Annotated in this window: 17 protein-coding genes; 9 read left to right on the plus strand and 8 right to left on the minus strand. The window is 60.8% G+C overall.

All coding sequences use genetic code 11. The features are described 5' to 3' along the window. Positions 1–570: 570 nt before the first annotated feature. From B0B52_RS11335 to B0B52_RS11355, 5 genes are read right to left on the minus strand one after another with little or no spacing between them, the layout of a single operon-like run. Positions 571–852, minus strand: coding sequence for a YfhL family 4Fe-4S dicluster ferredoxin (locus tag B0B52_RS11335; RefSeq protein WP_077593756.1), 282 nt, complete (start codon positions 850–852; stop codon positions 571–573). A gap of 2 nt (positions 853–854) precedes the next feature. Further along, entirely contained in the window at positions 855–1364 is a 510-nt protein-coding gene (gene coaD / locus B0B52_RS11340; protein ID WP_077593757.1) for a pantetheine-phosphate adenylyltransferase, read from the minus strand. 54 nt (positions 1365–1418) lie between these two features. Beyond that, positions 1419–2072: a 16S rRNA (guanine(966)-N(2))-methyltransferase RsmD gene (gene rsmD / locus B0B52_RS11345; protein WP_077593758.1), complete on the minus strand. Its 654-nt coding sequence runs from the start codon at positions 2070–2072 to the stop codon at positions 1419–1421. Beyond that, entirely contained in the window at positions 2069–3424 is a 1356-nt protein-coding gene (locus B0B52_RS11350; RefSeq protein WP_077593759.1) for a pitrilysin family protein, read from the minus strand. The genes rsmD and B0B52_RS11350 overlap by 4 nt, the downstream gene beginning before the upstream one ends. Before the next feature lie 43 nt (positions 3425–3467). Next, the gene (locus B0B52_RS11355; RefSeq protein WP_077593760.1) at positions 3468–4919 is read right to left on the minus strand and encodes a pitrilysin family protein; all 1452 of its coding nucleotides are present in this window, start codon (positions 4917–4919) and stop codon (positions 3468–3470) included. 28 nt (positions 4920–4947) lie between these two features. Here B0B52_RS11355 and ftsY point away from each other — a divergent pair, with 28 nt between their 5' ends. Further along, complete coding sequence (gene ftsY / locus B0B52_RS11360; RefSeq protein WP_077593761.1) at positions 4948–6075, plus strand: signal recognition particle-docking protein FtsY; 1128 nt, start codon at positions 4948–4950, stop codon at positions 6073–6075. Positions 6076–6087: 12 nt separating this feature from the next. Here the strand turns inward: ftsY and B0B52_RS11365 are convergent, their stop codons facing one another. Further along, a complete protein-coding gene (locus tag B0B52_RS11365; protein WP_077593762.1) occupies positions 6088–7089 on the minus strand; it encodes a YeiH family protein in 1002 nt (333 codons plus the stop codon). 34 nt (positions 7090–7123) lie between these two features. After that, positions 7124–7912, minus strand: a complete 789-nt coding sequence (locus B0B52_RS11370; RefSeq protein WP_077594080.1) for a GntR family transcriptional regulator — start codon at positions 7910–7912, stop codon at positions 7124–7126. 117 nt (positions 7913–8029) lie between these two features. Between B0B52_RS11370 and B0B52_RS11375 the strand changes: the two genes are divergently transcribed. The 8 genes from B0B52_RS11375 (at position 8030) to rpoH (ending at position 14885) form a co-directional block, all read left to right on the plus strand. After that, on the plus strand, positions 8030–8311 hold the full coding sequence (locus B0B52_RS11375) for a flagellar biosynthesis protein FlgA (RefSeq protein WP_077593763.1): 282 nt from the start codon (positions 8030–8032) through the stop codon (positions 8309–8311). 151 nt (positions 8312–8462) lie between these two features. Next, positions 8463–9638 (plus strand): UxaA family hydrolase, encoded by a 1176-nt coding sequence (locus B0B52_RS11380; RefSeq protein WP_077593764.1) that lies wholly within the window; start codon positions 8463–8465, stop codon positions 9636–9638. A gap of 7 nt (positions 9639–9645) precedes the next feature. Beyond that, positions 9646–10572, plus strand: coding sequence for a hydroxyacid dehydrogenase (locus tag B0B52_RS11385; protein WP_077593765.1), 927 nt, complete (start codon positions 9646–9648; stop codon positions 10570–10572). Then, positions 10573–11583: an Ldh family oxidoreductase gene (locus B0B52_RS11390; RefSeq protein ID WP_077593766.1), complete on the plus strand. Its 1011-nt coding sequence runs from the start codon at positions 10573–10575 to the stop codon at positions 11581–11583. A 72-nt stretch (positions 11584–11655) separates the two neighbouring features. Continuing rightward, positions 11656–12627, plus strand: a complete 972-nt coding sequence (locus B0B52_RS11395; RefSeq protein WP_077593767.1) for a tripartite tricarboxylate transporter substrate binding protein — start codon at positions 11656–11658, stop codon at positions 12625–12627. Between the two features lie 143 nt (positions 12628–12770). Next, the gene (locus tag B0B52_RS11400) at positions 12771–13232 is read left to right on the plus strand and encodes a DUF962 domain-containing protein (RefSeq protein WP_077593768.1); all 462 of its coding nucleotides are present in this window, start codon (positions 12771–12773) and stop codon (positions 13230–13232) included. 76 nt (positions 13233–13308) lie between these two features. Beyond that, complete coding sequence (locus tag B0B52_RS11405; RefSeq protein ID WP_077593769.1) at positions 13309–13605, plus strand: hypothetical protein; 297 nt, start codon at positions 13309–13311, stop codon at positions 13603–13605. 335 nt (positions 13606–13940) lie between these two features. Beyond that, positions 13941–14885 carry an RNA polymerase sigma factor RpoH gene (rpoH, locus tag B0B52_RS11410; RefSeq protein WP_077593770.1) on the plus strand — a complete coding sequence of 315 codons (945 nt, stop codon included), beginning with the start codon at positions 13941–13943 and terminating at the stop codon, positions 14883–14885. A gap of 79 nt (positions 14886–14964) precedes the next feature. Here rpoH and B0B52_RS11415 read toward each other — a convergent pair whose 3' ends face one another. Then, positions 14965–15654, minus strand: a complete 690-nt coding sequence (locus tag B0B52_RS11415) for a phytanoyl-CoA dioxygenase family protein (protein ID WP_168173538.1) — start codon at positions 15652–15654, stop codon at positions 14965–14967. Between the last annotated feature and the right edge of the window lie 11 nt (positions 15655–15665).

Consider the following 15665-nt stretch of genomic DNA (forward strand, 5'->3'; position numbering starts at 1 on the left):
CCCCTAACCCCTCCCTCGCCCCGCTGGGCGATGGAGGGGGACTTCATTTGGCAATGTGTGCTGCTGCCACGTGCAAACATGACTGCCAACTGAGTCCGACCTGACGCGCTTTGCGCGTCAGGTCTCCCCGAATTTGTCTTGGTATTTTTCTTCGTCCTCCACCCGTCGGGCTGGGCCGAGGAGCGCAGCCGAAAGTGGATCAGGGCGAGCGATTGTCTGAGCGCAGCGAGTTCGAGCTCGACCCCACTTTCGGCGAGCACCGCAGGTTGCCCCGGAGCGTAGCGCAGGGGACCCAGACCATCGGGTCGCCTTTCTTTTCCTTAGGTTTCTTTGGCGAAGCAAAGAAAAGTAAGTCGCCCGCCGGGGCGAGACCCGGCTTGCCCGAAGACCCACAGCCGCACAAGCTTGCACAGGCTTCGACAGGCTCAGCCCGAACGGTGGAAAGTGTGGCGTTAGAGGATCGCCTGCATGGATCCCGGATCAAGTCCGGGATGACAGCCAGCAAGACAAATCGCTATGAATTTAATAGCTACTCACACCCGTATCACAAGGGCCAGAGTAACAAATGACCTATAAAACCCGCGTCTGCACCGCAGCAGCAGCCGACTCAGCCTGCAAACGCTGATACTTCTGCCAGAGCGTTTCACGGTCTTCAATGAACGCAGGATTGAGAGGAATGCAGGCCACCGGGCAAACCTGCACACACTGCGGTTCATCGAAATGCCCAACGCATTCGGTGCACCGCTGCGGGTCGATCTCGTAGATTTCCTTGCCCAGGTAAATCGCCTGGTTCGGGCACTCCGGCTCACACACGTCGCAGTTGATGCATTCGTCGGTGATCAGCAAGGCCATGCTCAGATGCCTTTCTGTGCGCCCGCGGTGTGTGCCATCCGCAGCGCGGACGCCACGCCGGCGCTGACCATCTGGCTCACATCGCCGCCCAGTTTGCTGATCTCACGCACCAGCGTGCTGCTGATGCATTGCACCGGCGCATCGGGCAGCAGGAACACGGTATCTACTTGCGGACGCAGCTTGCGGTTCATGGCCGCCATCTGGGCTTCGTAGTCAAAATCGGTGAGGTTGCGCACGCCGCGCACAACCGCCACCGCCTGCTGGGCCGCGCAAAAGTCCATGATCAGCCCATCGAAAGGCAGCACGCTGACGTTGGCCATGCCTTTTGTTTCGTCCTGCACCTGTTGCAGGCGTGCGTCCAAGCTGAACAGGGTCTTCTTGTGGTGCGCTACAGCGACGCCGATCACGAGCCGGTCAAACAGCCCCGCCGCGCGGCGCACGATGTCCTGGTGCCCGAGTGTGAAGGGGTCAAAAGTGCCGGAATAAACCGCAATGCGGGTGCTGGTAGCCATGGGCCAATTATGCCCGCCTGCCCGTGGAGCCGCGTGCCCCTGCCGCCTTCAGGGCTACGCCGCCGCGCTCTTGCGCACCAGCAGGTGAAAGTGCACCGCCCCGGCCTTGCCGCTGCGATGCAGCTGCAATCCATAGTCGGCCAGCGCATCGTCCGACCAGGCCTGCGGCGCTTCCAGGTAGACATAACCGGGCTCGGCCACCACTTGTGCCGCCGCCTTGAGCGCCGGCTCGAACAGCGGCGAATCAAAGGGCGGGTCCAGGAACACAAGCTGCATGCTGGCGGGCGACGCTCGTCTCAAGGCAGCCAGACCATCACCACGCTCGATCTTCACCATGTCCGCATGCAGTTTTGCCTGCAAGGTCTTGAGCTGGTCCACCAGGCCGGGGTCTTGCTCGCACAGCAGCACCTCGGCGGCGCCGCGTGAGGCGGCCTCCAGCCCCAACGCACCGGTGCCGGCAAACACGTCCATGCAGCGCCAGCCGGTCAGGTCATGACCCAGCCAGTTGAACAAGGTCTCGCGCACGCGGTCTGGCGTGGGGCGCAAGCCGGGCTTGTTGGGCACTGGCAGTTTGCTGCGTTTGTACTGGCCGCCGATGATGCGGATTTCGCCCGGCGGCACGGTTTTCCGCCCCACCACCTTGCCCGACTTGGGACGTGGTGTGGTGGTTCCTGCAGCAGTTTTTTCAGCGGTCGGTGTGTATTTCATGGTGTGGCGCCTAGGATAACAGTCACCATTTTTTCGGGCTGCAGCTTGCGCGCAAATGCGGCCCGCACCTCGGCGGCGCTGACGTTGGCAATCTTGTCGGTCCAGCCGTCCAGGTAGTTCAGCGGCAGATCGTTCCAGGAAATATTGCTCAGGTTGCCGAGCAGCTTGCGATTGCTGTCGATCAACAGCGGAAAGCCGCCGATCAGGTTGTCCTTGGCGGCTTTGAGCTCGGCGGCGGTCGGGCCTTCGGCGACAAAGCGCGCCAGCACCTGCTGCGCGACTTCCATGGCCTGCGCGGCCTGGTCAGGCCGGGTTTGCAGACCTAGCGTGAAAGCCCCCGCATGCCTGCCCGGCGAGAAATAGCTGAAGACGCTGTAACTCAGGCCCCGTTTTTCCCGCACCTCCTGAGTCAGGCGGGAAACAGCCCCACCGCCACCCAAAATGTAGTTGCCCACCGTCAGCGGAAAAAAATCCGGGTCATCGCGCGTGTAGCCGGGCTGGCCAATCATCACATGGGCCTGGGCCGCGTCAAAGGGGATGCGCAGCACCTGTGCCCGGTCAAGTGGCGGCACTTCCGGCACCACTGGCAAAGGTGGCGCCGTCGCACAATCCATGGCGGGCAAACGCGACAACAGCCCGGTCACGAGCTCATCGGCCTTCGCCCGCGACAGTGCACCCACGATGTTCACGCGGACATTGCAGCGGGTGATGTAGGCTGAATGAAAAGCACGCATATCGGCAACGCCAATGCGGTTCAGGGTCGCTTCATTCACTTCATACCCATAGGGATGGCCGCTATACACAACCTTGCCAAATTCGCGGGATACCACGCTGGCAGGCCGGGTGTACGACTCCTTGAGATTGGCGACCAGCCGTTGCCGGTCGCTTTCCCAGATATCTGCCGGAAAAGACGGTTCGGCAATCTGGCGCGCCGCCAGTTTCACGGCCTGGTCCAGCAACTCGGGCTCGGTCAGGCTGCGCAGCGAAAAACTGAAACGGTCGGCTCCCGCAGAAGCGCCAAACTGCGCGCCCAAATCAGCCCAAGCCTCGCCCAGCGCGTTTTCGTCCAATGCCGGCGCACCACCGCGCGCAGCCACGCCTTTGGACAACAGGGATGCAGTCACCCCCGCCAGCCCGGAGCGATCTGCCGTCACGCGCCGGCTTCCGGCATCAAAATCGAGTTGCACATCCACCATGGCAATGGCCGGGCTTTCGATCAGGTAAACCTTGGCGCCACTGGCTTGCGTCCAATGCTGCACGGGAATGACCGCATGGGAAAGTAAAGGATAAAAAAGGCCTGTAGCCCAGAGAATCAGGGCGCAGGGAGCTCTTCTTTTAATAGCAAAAATCACTTTAGCATCCTGGAAAATGGTTGTAGGAAAACAGTACCAGTCATCAATGCCTGAGTGAGCCCGGCGCCTGGTGTGGCGGGCGATTCGGGTCCAGCGGCTGCGGCAGCAAGGTGGCAATGGTCAGCTGGTCGTCACCAAAATAGCGAGCGGCCACGGCCTGCACCTCGGCGCTGGTGATGGTGCGCAACTGGGCAATGAGCCGCGTGTCCGTGTCGAGCGGCAATCCATTGATCCAGTAAGTGCCGAGCTCCCGGGCCTGGCTGAACACGGCATCAAGCTTGTAAGTCTCATGGGCAGCCCACTGGGTTTTGACGCGCTTGAGTTCAGCCTCACTGACACCGTTGCTTGCAACCAGCGCCAACTGCTGGCGCAAGGCATCGGCCACCTGGGCGGCGGTTTTGCCCGCAGCAGGTACGCCGTCAAGTGTAAAAACCTGTGGGCCGCGTCCTATGAGGCCATTGGACGCACCTGCACTGTCTGCCAGGCGGTTGGCGCCCTGCGTCAAGGCCCGGTCCAGCCGTGCCCCGCTGTAGCCGTCCAGCACGGAAGCCAGCATGGTCAGGGCCAACGCGTCACGGTTAAAGGCATCACTGCCCTCTTTCGCGTCCGGAGAACGCAAGCCCGGCACCTTGAACGACAGGCTCACATAGGCCTGGCTCGCAGCGGCCTTGAAGTCCATCCGGCGCAAGCCTGTCTGCAGGGGTTCCACGCGCGGTTTGCGCGCTGGCACAGCCCGAGCAGACATGCCACCATAATATTTTTCAGCCAGCCGCCGCACCTGCGGCACGTCCACATCACCAGCCACCACCACTACCGCATTGCCAGGCACATACCAACGGCGATAGAAGTCACGCGCGTCGTCGGGGGTCATGGCCTCCAGATCGCTCATCCAACCCACCACCGGGCGCCGGTAGGGTGAGGCGAGAAAAGTCATGGCATTGGCGGCTTCATACATCAGCGCACGCGGCGAATCTTCGGTGCGCAGGCGTCGCTCTTCCTTGACGACTTCAATTTCCTTTTCAAATTCTTCGTTGCTCCACTGGTTGCGCGCAAAGCGGTCAGCCTCCAGGCGCATCACCTCCTCGAGCTTGTCCGAGGGGATCTGCTGGTAGTAGCCGGTCGCATCACGCATCGTGAACGCATTCTCGCGGCCTCCCAATGCAGCAACGCGGCGTGAAAACTCGCCCGGTTTCATGTCAGGCGTTCCCTTGAACAACATATGTTCCAGCACATGAGCGACACCGGTGGTGCCATCCACCTCGTCCATGGAGCCGACCCGTACCCAGAGCATGTGGGCCGCCGTGGGCGCACGCCGGTCGGTCTTGACGATGACGGTCAAGCCGTTGGAAAGCTGGAACTGGGTGACGGGGGGAGCGGTCTGGGCCCACGACGGGCTTGCCAGAAAGAAGCTGAGGGCGAGGGGAAAGAGAGCGTTGCGTGAGGGGGTCGGGAAGCGGGTAAACATGCCCATGAAATCCTTCGTGGTGTGTTTCATAGAATAGTGTGACTCCAAAGTACAACCAATGTTCAGTTTCTTCAAGAAAAAAAAGCCCACCGCTTCGCCCGAACCCACTCCGGCAGCAAGCCCTGCCTTGCCTGAAGCTCCGGCTGCAGGTGCCACGGCAGCACCGCCGGGCAGCGCAGTTGCGAGTGGCGGTTTGATCGGCAGCGCGCTCGTCACCCCGATCGACATTCCTTTGCCCGGTGCGATTCCTGCCAATCGCGAGCATTGGGTCAGCAAACTGCGTTCCGGACTGAACAAGACCGGGGCAAGTATTTCGGGTGTCTTCACCGGCAACCGCATTGACGATGCACTGTACGAAGATCTCGAATCCGCGTTGCTGATGGCCGATGCCGGGACAGGCGCCACCACCTATCTGCTCGATGAGGTCAAACAGCGCGTGAAGGAGAGCGGCGTCACGCACCCGGTCGCTGTGAAGAACATCCTGACGGAATCACTCGCACAATTGCTCAGGCCATTGGAGCAGGCTCTGGTAATCGGCGAGTACAAACCGACTGTGATCATGGTGGCCGGTGTCAATGGTGCCGGCAAGACCACATCGATAGGCAAGCTCACGCGACACCTTGCCAGCGAAGGCGCGTCGGTGCTGCTGGCCGCGGCCGATACCTTTCGCGCCGCTGCGCGCGAACAGCTTGAAGTCTGGGCCGACAGGAACATGGTGGAGATCGTCAGCCAGGAAGGCGGCGATCCGGCAGCGGTGAGTTTTGATGCGGTTAACGCCGGCAAGGCGCGAGGCAAGGACGTGGTGCTGGTGGACACCGCCGGGCGCCTGCCCACGCAGCTGCATCTGATGGAAGAGCTGCGCAAGATCAAGCGCGTGGTCGGTAAAGCGGATGTCACGGCACCACACGAAATCCTTCTTGTCATTGACGGCAACACCGGGCAAAACGCGCTGAGCCAGGTCAAGGCTTTTGACGACACCCTTCAGCTCACAGGCCTGATCGTCACCAAACTCGACGGAACAGCCAAGGGCGGAGTGCTCGCCGCCATCGCGCTGTGGGCACGGGAGCGCGCAAAAAATTCGCCCGGCCTGCGGCCCGTGCCGGTCTATTTCATCGGCGTTGGCGAAAAGCTGGAAGACCTCGAGACCTTTAACGCCCGCGAATTTGCTCACGCCCTGCTGTCATGACTCTTCCGGCTGTCAGGCGGCGCCCAGCCGTAGCAGCAACACGCCCAGCACGACGAACAAAACGATAAAAACCGTCTCGCCCAGCAACATGGCCACTGGCTTCCAGCCCAGCTTGAGCAGGTCTTCAAAACTGGTCTTCACCCCCGCAGCGGCAATCGCTGTCACCAACATCCAGCGCGAAGCGTCGCCCGCCACCTGGGCCACCGCCGGGGTAATCGTGCCCACACTGGCCAGCATTACCAGCACCACAAAAGCCAGCAGGAAACCGGGAACCAGGGGCACTTCGGTGTCCGGGGTTTTGACTGCCGGGTGATGGCGGTAAAGCACCGCAATCACCAACACCACCGGCATGAGCAGCATCACGCGAAAAAGCTTGACCAGCGTGGCAACATCGCCGGCCTGTGGGCCGAGCATCATTCCGGCAGCCACCACCTGTGCCACATCGTGGATAGAGCCTCCGAGCACAATGCCCGCCTGCACAGGCACCAGGCCGATCAGATTCAGCGCGAAGGGGTAGACCACCATCGCGGTGGTTGAAAGCACCGTGACACCAACCACGGCCAGCAACGTAAAGCGTTCGTTCTCACGGGTTTGCGGCAACACGGACGATACCGCCAAGGCAGCCGATGCGCCACAAATGGCCACGGCGCTGCCGGTCAGCAAGCCCTGCTCCCGCGTACTTCCGAGCCAGCGTGCCAGCAGAACGCCCAACAATATCGTCAACAAGACCGCCAGCACCATCAGCACAGCCGTCTGCACGCCAAGCGCTGCAACCTGCGCAAACGTGATGCGCGCACCGAGCAGGGCCACGCCGACGCGCAGCACCGTACGGCCGCAAAAGTTGATGCCCGGTGCGGCCTGCGGGTCGCGGCTGAGGAAGTGAAACGCCAGCCCTATCAACAGGGCATACAGCAGTTGCGGCCCGCCATAGTGTTCCGAAATAAATGTAGCTGCCAGTGCAATCACCAGGCACACCAGCACGCCCGGCGCATGGGCGGCCAACTTTTTCCGCATAACGCCAATCACGATGTGAAAGCCATGTGATGGTTCATGCTTTTTTGGAAAGCACACTGACATAGTCGTGTGCCTGCGTGTTGATGAATGAAACCCGGTACTCGACCGGCTTGTCCCCGAACGTCAGCGCCAGCCGGTGAACTTCCATCACCGGCGCACCTGCCGGGAGCGACAGTACGGCTGCCACAACTTTGCTGGCGGCCGAGGCCCGCGCGCGCTCCTGGGCGCGGAGCACGGTGATGCCGAAGTCGGTCTGGTAAAGCGCATATACCGTGCTGGCACGTTCAACGAAGCGTTTTTCCGTCAGGTTGCGAAACATGGCAGTCGACAACACCAGCCGGTCCAGAACCACCACCTTCCCGCGCAGCGACAGCTTGTTGTCTATCCGGAACACCGGATCACCGAGCTTGATCCTCAGGGCACGGGCCTCGCCTGCATCGGCTTTGTCGCGGCTAAAGCCGAGGCAGGCAATGTCCGGAAATTCCTGTTCGGAGGTAGGTTCGTTGTCTTCAGGGTCCTGGCGGCGCTCCACGTGAAAAAACTGAAACATGAAACGCGCCCGGTTGTGCGGCGCGACGAACGTTCCTTTTCCCTGGCGCCGCACCAGCACATGCTCATGTACCAGTTCGTCGACTGCATGGCGCAACGTACCCACGCTCACCTGCAGCTGTGACGCCAGTGCGGACTCGCTGGGCAGGGGCTTTCCTGGTCCGTAGTGCCCCGCTTCGATGATTTTTTGCAGCGCCTTTTTAACCTGGCGGTAAAGAGGCAGGGACTCATCGCCGGACGGGGTCTTGGACTCAGACTTGCTTTTTGTTTTCACCGGGCCATTGGACCACCGCAGGGTGGGGTCGTACAAGTCATTTATATGAGTGAATTGACAAGCCGCTGCCCCTGCCTAGACTGGCGATTCGATTCAACTTCGACCTCTGGAAAATCAATGATTCATTTTGTATTACATGACGCCAAAGACACCGTGGCCGTTGTCGTGGTGGAAGGCGTGACTTCCGGCACCGAGATGACCGGCTGGATCATGGACGAAGACCGCATGATCAAGGTCAAGGCGCAACAGGACATTCCCATCGGCCACAAGGTGGCGCTTAAAGACATGGCCGTCGGCGATACCGTGTGGAAATACGGCATCGACATGGGCAAAGTGGTGGCCGGTATCAAGGCCGGTCAACACGCCCACGTGCACAACATCAAGACTAAAAGGTGGTGATTTGACGACCCATCCGGCTACTGCGCGGCCCGCATGCGTCGTTGCGAATCCTCGCCGGGTGTTACCCCGGCTGCGGTTCACGCCTCGCCTGCAGGCCGCTCGCTACGCCGGCTGAGCCATCAAATTCGTCAAAAAAATTTAAGGATCCCCCATGTCAGTCATCGATAAAAACACCACCTTCCTCGGCTACCGCCGTGAAAACGGCCGCGTCGGTGTGCGCAACCACGTCATCATTCTTCCGCTGGACGACCTGTCCAATGCCGCTGCTGAAGCCGTCGCCCACAACATCAAGGGTGCCATGGCGATTCCGCATCCTTATGGACGTCTGCAGTTCGGCGCCGACCTCGAATTGCACTTTCGCACGCTGATCGGCGCGGGCTGCAACCCCAATGTCGCCGCCGTGGTGGTCATCGGCATCGAAGACAGCTGGACAAAAAAAGTTGTGGACGGCATTGCTACCACTGGCAAGCCCGTGGTGGGCTTCGGCATTGAAGGCCATGGCGACCATGAGACCATCATGCGTGCTTCAAAGGCGGCACGCGAGTATGTGCAGTGGGCCAGCGAAAAGCAGCGCGAAGCCTGCGCCATTTCGGAACTGTGGGTGTCCACCAAATGCGGCGAGTCCGACACCACTTCCGGTTGCGGCGCCAACCCAACTGTCGGCAACGCCTTTGACAAGCTGCATCCGCTGGGCAACTACCTGTGCTTTGGCGAAACCACTGAACTCACTGGCGGTGAAAAAATCGTCGCCGACCGCTGTGCCAACGACGCGGTGCGCGAAAAATTCATGTTCATGTTTGACCGCTACCAGGCGGTAATCGACCGCCACAAGACCAGCGACCTGTCGGACTCACAACCCACCAAGGGCAACATTGCAGGTGGCCTGACCACCATTGAAGAAAAGGCACTCGGCAATATCCAGAAAATCGGCAAGAAATGCACGGTGGACGGCGTCATCGACAAGGCTGAAATGCCGACCCATCCGGGCCTGTGGTTCATGGACTCGTCCAGCGCTGCCGCCGAAATGGTGACCCTGTGTGCGGCCTCGGGTTACGCCCTGCACTTCTTTCCCACAGGCCAGGGCAATGTGATCGGCAACGCCATTGTTCCGGTCATCAAGATCTGCTCCAACCCGCGCACCGTGCGCTTGATGAGTGAACACATCGACGTGGACACCTCTGGCCTGCTGCAAAGGGAGATCACGCTGGACCAGGCAGGCGACAAGCTGCTGGAGAACATGCTGCGCACTGCCAATGGACGATTGACAGCGGCGGAAGCTTTGGGGCATCGCGAGTTTGTGTTGACCCGCCTGTTCGAATCGGCCTGAGTCTCCGATGGCCCGCATCGTCATCACCGAGTTCATGGACGAGCGGGCGGTCGCGCAGCTGGCGGCCGCGCATGATGTCCTGTACGACCCGCTGCTGGTAGACGACATGCCCCGGCTCATCACTGAAGCCCAGAAGGCCGAGGTTTTGATCGTGCGCAACCGCACGCAGGTGCGCAACGCCCTGCTTGCCGCGCTCGGAAAATGCAGGGTGGTGGGCCGGCTGGGTGTGGGCCTGGACAACATTGATGTCAGTGGCTGTGAGGCCAAAGGCATTGAAGTGATTCCGGCAACTGGCGCCAATGCGCTCAGCGTTGCCGAGTACGTGATAGCCAGCACCATGATGTTGCTGCGTGGTGCCTTCACGGCAACGGAAGCGGTTGCTGGTGGCCAGTGGCCGCGCACAGCGCTAGGCAATGGCCGCGAAACCGCGGGCAAGACACTCGGTGTCATCGGCTTTGGCTCCATCGGGCAAATGACAGCGCGCATGGCGCAGGGCTTGGGCATGAAAGTCATGGCCTTTGATGCCCTGCTCCGGGCAGATGCAGAAGTGTTCAAACAAACAGGCGTTGCATGTTCCAGTCTGGACAAGCTGATCAGCGAGGCGGACGTGGTGACGCTGCATGTTCCGTTGGTGGACTCCACACGCGGTCTTTTCAATGCAGCACGAATTGCGGCCATGAAGAAGGGCGCTGTACTGATAAATACCTCACGCGGACACATTGTGGACTTGCCGGCTGTAGCGGCTGCGCTACGCTCGGGCCATTTGGGTGGTGCCGCCATCGATGTTTTTGATGCGGAACCCTTGCCCGCTGACACATCGCTGCAGAATTGCCCTAACCTGCTCCTGAGCCCTCACATCTCCGGCGTCACCTTCGAAGCCAACGAGCGTGTGTCTTTCATGATTGCCGACAAAGTGTTGAGAAGCCTCGCCTGAATGACCCCACTGACCATTGACGAAGCCACCCGCCTGGCAACCCGCGCGCTGCGCCTCGCCGGCGCCGGCGAAGCCATGGCAGCCAGCACCGCCAAGGCGCTGGTCAGCGCCGAGGCACAAGGACTGGCTTCACATGGTCTGAGCCGTGTAGCGCAGTACGCGACGCATCTGCGCAATGGCCGGGCCAATGGCAGCGCGCAAGCGAGGGTGGTGCAACACAAGGGCGCCGCGGTACTGGTCGATGCCGCACAGGGCCTTGCCTTTCCGGCCTGCGACCTGGCCATTGCTACCGCCATCACCACTGCCACGACGCTGGGCGTGTGTTTTGCCGGTGTGGCCAACAGCCACCACTGCGGCGTGCTGGTGGATCACCTGCGCGCGGTGGCAGAGGCCGGCATGGTGGGCCTGGCTTTTGCCAACTCACCGGCAGCCATGCCTGCTGCCGGCGGCAAACACCCGATCTTCGGCACCAACCCGGTGGCGGCCATTTTTCCGCGCAAGAATGCTGACCCGTTGATGATCGATCTTTCACTGAGCGAGGTCGCGCGCGGCAAGCTGATGGTTGCAGCCCGGGACAACCAGCCCATTCCCCTGGGCTGGGCGTTGGACAGCGAGGGCCGTCCGACCACCGACGCCAAAGCCGGGCTGACAGGCGCCATGCTCCCACTGGGCTCCGTCAGCAGTCCCAAAGGTGCGATGCTGGCACTGATTGTTGAATTGATGGTGACCGCGGTGATAGGCGCCCAGTTCGGTTTTGAAGCCTCTTCATTTTTTGTCGACGAAGGCAATGCGCCGCGCATCGGCCAGGCTTTTATCGTGATTGACCCTGGCGCGCTGGCCGGCAAGGACGTGTATTTCGAAAGAATGGAAGCGCTCGTCAGCGAAATGCTGATTGACGATGGCGTACGCCTGGCGGGTGCCAGAAGAATGGGCCTGGAGGAAAAGGCAAAAAATTCAGGGCTGACGATTCCGGATGCACTGAAAGACCAGCTCGACAGGCTGGTGGCATAGCCCTTCATGGCTGCATGAACATCCATGCAGCGCGGAGGATTCGGTTATCAACGAGCAACCTTGGAGAAAAGCATGAAACGTCGAGACATCGTATTGGCTTCCGCTGGCGCTACCCTGGGCGCACTACCTGCCTGGGCCCAGACCCCCAGTTTTCCAAAGCCGGGAAGCACCATCAAATATGTCGTGCCCTTCCCCCCCGGCGGTCTGACGGACGTGATGGCCCGCACCGTGGCGCAAAAACTCACAGAGGCCTGGAAAACCTCGGTGATTGTGGAAAACAAGGCCGGCGGCAATGCCCAGATCGGCGCCGAGCAGGTGGCCAAGTCGGCACCCGACGGCAGCAGCCTGCTGGCCATCACCCTCACCCATGCAGCCAATGTTTCGCTGTTTCCAAACGCGCCTTACAGCCTGACCAAGGACCTGCGGCCCGTCGCACTGCTGGCGGGCTCGCCCATGCTGGTGGTCGTTCCCACCGGCAGCCCCGTCAAGGACTTCAAAGACCTGATGGCGATCGCGAAGAGCAAGCAGCTCAACGCGGGCTCCAGCGGCAACGGCACGCCGCCGCACCTGACCATGGCGCTGTTCAACGATCTGAACAAGACGCAGATGACGCACATCCCCTACAAGGGCGGCGCGCCTTCCATGACCGACCTGATTGGTGGCCAACTCGATGTGATTTTTTCGAACTTTCCGGAATCCATTGCCCACGTCAAGGGCGGCAAGTTGCGCGCCCTGGCGATATGCGGCCTGAGCCGCCACCCCATGGTGCCCGACGTGCCGACCGCAATGGAATCCGGCATGCCCGGCCTGTATGTTGAAAACTGGACCGCAGCGATGATCCAGGCAAAGACGCCGGACGCCATCGTGGACCGTTACTCGCGCGAGATGATCAAGATCATGTTCAGCGCCGATGTGGAAGAACGCGCCAGGCAACAGGGCTTTCGCGTCTCTCCCAAGGGGGCTGGCGACTTTGCCGTCTTTCTCAAGAGCGAGATCGAGCGCTGGAACCGCATCATCCGGACGGCGAAGATTACTGCGACCTGATTACCGCACCAAGCGGCTTGAAGGCGCTGCAGCGCTGCATTGCCGCAGCGGGAAATGCAGTACTTCCCCTGCTTTCCCAGGTTGCGGCCATGCATTAAAGTGTTCTTTCGGCCGGAGCTTTCACCACCGGCGCAGGAGGCACCATGAACCCAACCATCGCATCTGACCCATCCGGCGAAACCCGCCAGGTTGACCGCTTGCTCGCGCACTATGGCGAAAGCCATCAGAACCCGAAGAACGAAGTCATCCACTTCATCGCGATACCGCTCATCATGCTGAGCCTGCTCGGCATGATCTTTACCTTGCACCCTTACGTTGCCTACGCCTTCATGGCCGCCAGCATGGTGTACTACGCCCGTCTGTCCCTGGTTTTTTTCGGCACCATGATCCTGTGGTCAGCCATCTTGCTGGCGCTGGTACATGCCATGGGGGACCTGGCATTTCCGCTTTCAGCAGGCATTTTTGTAGGTGCCTGGATCATGCAGTTTGTCGGGCACAAGCTCGAGGGTAAAAAGCCTTCTTTCTTCGAGGACATCCAGTACCTCTGGGTCGGCCCGCTGTTCGTGCTCAGCAAACTGTTTGGCAAGCTCGGTATCCGCTGGTAGCCGCCCGGCCGCTGGCCGGTTGAATACCGGATTTCCGCCCGCATCTGTGTTTTTCTGACTTCGACGGGAATCCTACGTGTCCAGCTTCATTAGCCGCGTTTTTCGTTTCATCCTGCGCCTGGTCCTGCGGACCTTTGCGACCATTTTTGCCTTGAGCCTGCTGCTGGCCACCCTGGTATTGCTGGCGCTGGGCTTTTTGCGCTCACTGATCACCGGCCAGAAGCCCAAACCCATGGTGTTTGGGCGTTTTCAGCGCTTTTCAGCCCAAGCCCCCTGGCAAAGCGCCGGCATGCGTGATGCTGCGCCCGCGCGCACAGGCGACGTGGTGGACGTGGAAGTGCGCGAAATCCGCGACGACAAACGCCTGCCCTGAGCGCCTGGAAGTTCGGGTTTGAAGGCAATTTGCTATATAAATAGTAGCTACTCCTGCCCGAATCTATTGGGAAAAAGCCACTTTTCATCATCAAGATTGGCCGCCAGCGGCTCTTCAGGGCCCCAAAGCGCTCCTGCGGGCTTGCGCACAGGTATTTGGACGCCACCTGCTTTGCAGGTTGGCCTACACCCCCGCTGCTGAACTAAATAGCAAAATGGGACACAAACTAGGGTAAACACGGATTAGCCGTACCCTATCAAAGCGATTGAACCTATCGCTTAGCACTCCATCCAACAGAGTGCTAATATTTGACTTCAGAAAAGGAGTTTTGCTCTATGTCCTACGCTCTCTCTCCCCAAGTGGCCCCCGCAACCACGGCTTTGGCGCCTGCCAATCCTTGGTCGCTGCTGCCGCCATTGGGTAACCTGGACGCCTATATTTCTGCGGTCAACCGCCTCCCCATGCTCACTTTGGAGCAGGAACAGGAATTCGCCCGAAAACTCAAGGATGAGAACGACCTTGATGCAGCCGGTAAGTTGGTGCTCTCTCACTTGCGCCTGGTGGTTGCCACTTCGCGTAAATACCTGGGCTACGGACTGCCCCATGCCGACCTGATCCAGGAGGGCAACATCGGCCTGATGAAGGCGGTCAAGCGTTTTGACCCGGATCAGGGCGTGCGTCTGGTCAGCTATGCGCTGCACTGGATCAAGGCCGAGATGCACGAGTACATCCTGAAAAACTGGCGCATGGTCAAGGTGGCCACCACCAAGGCACAGCGCAAGCTGTTTTTCAACCTGCGCTCGATGAAACAGGGCTTCAAGGACGACGCCGACGTGGCGACGCACCGCGACACGCTGACCGAGGGCCAGATCGACTCGATGGCGAAGACCTTGAACGTCAAGCGGGAAGAAGTCATTGAAATGGAGCAGCGCATGTCGGGACACGATGTGCTGCTGGACCCGAGCCCTAGCGATGACGGTGAAGAGGCCTTTGGCCCCATTGCTTACCTGTCTGACGCCACACAGGAGCCAACTCAGCTGATGGAGTCGCGCCAGCGTGATTACCTGGCCAGCGACGGCATCACCACGGCACTGGAAGGTCTGGACGATCGCTCGCGCCGCATCGTCGAGGAACGCTGGCTCAAGGTGAACGACGACGGTTCGGGCGGCATGACTTTGCATGACCTGGCCGCCGAGTACAAGGTCAGCGCCGAACGGATTCGCCAGATTGAAGTGGCGGCGATGAAGAAAATGAAAAAGGTTCTGGCGGCTTACGCCTGATCTCTTGTCGGCAACACCGCGAGGAGCGGTGCTTGCCCCAAGCCTGCATACGACCATCGTGTGCAGGCTTTTTTTTGCCCTAAGCCGGCGCCGGTTGCTGCTGCAACCCCTTGACCCAGGCCACCACGCTCCAGCGCACCCGGTTGCCGGTGTTGGGCAGGGAACGGTGGGGCGTGTAACGCCCGATCACCGCGGCTTCACCCGCGCTCACGGAAATCGCCTGACGCGGCAAACCGGCAAGGAGTGCATCGGGAATCACAAAACGCCCCTCCTCGCTGCGTTCGTGCGGCAGGGGCCTTTCTTGCGGGGTGCTCACCAGCTCCAGGCCGCCGGTGTCCGGGCTGGTGTCGGCCAGCGGAATCCAGCAGGCACCCAGAACGGTGTGGCAGGTCGAACCGGGGGTCACCGGTGCGGCGATGGCCACATCTGAATGCCACCCGTGCAGGGTGCGGGGCAAGGCGGGAACATTGACCCGCACGCGTATCGTCACGCCCGACGGTTCAAACTGTCCGCAGAGTTGTTCTATGGCGCCGAGGAGGCGGGGATCGTCCCGAAGTGCCTCAATACGCGGATCGCGATGGGCATCGGCGTAAACAGCGGCCAGCAGCGCCGAGGCATACACCGGATTGCGCTGCGCCACCAATTGCAGCCGGTGGAAGATATCTTCCTGGGGCTCGCTTTCTTCATACGGCGTGCGCAGCGCACGGGCCACGCGGTCCACCGTCTCCTGAACAGCCTGGCCTATGGCCTCCAGCTCTTGGGGCTTCAAGAGCTCAACAA

This window comes from Polaromonas sp. A23, from assembly GCF_002001015.1.
Classification (GTDB): Bacteria; Pseudomonadota; Gammaproteobacteria; order Burkholderiales; family Burkholderiaceae_C; genus Polaromonas.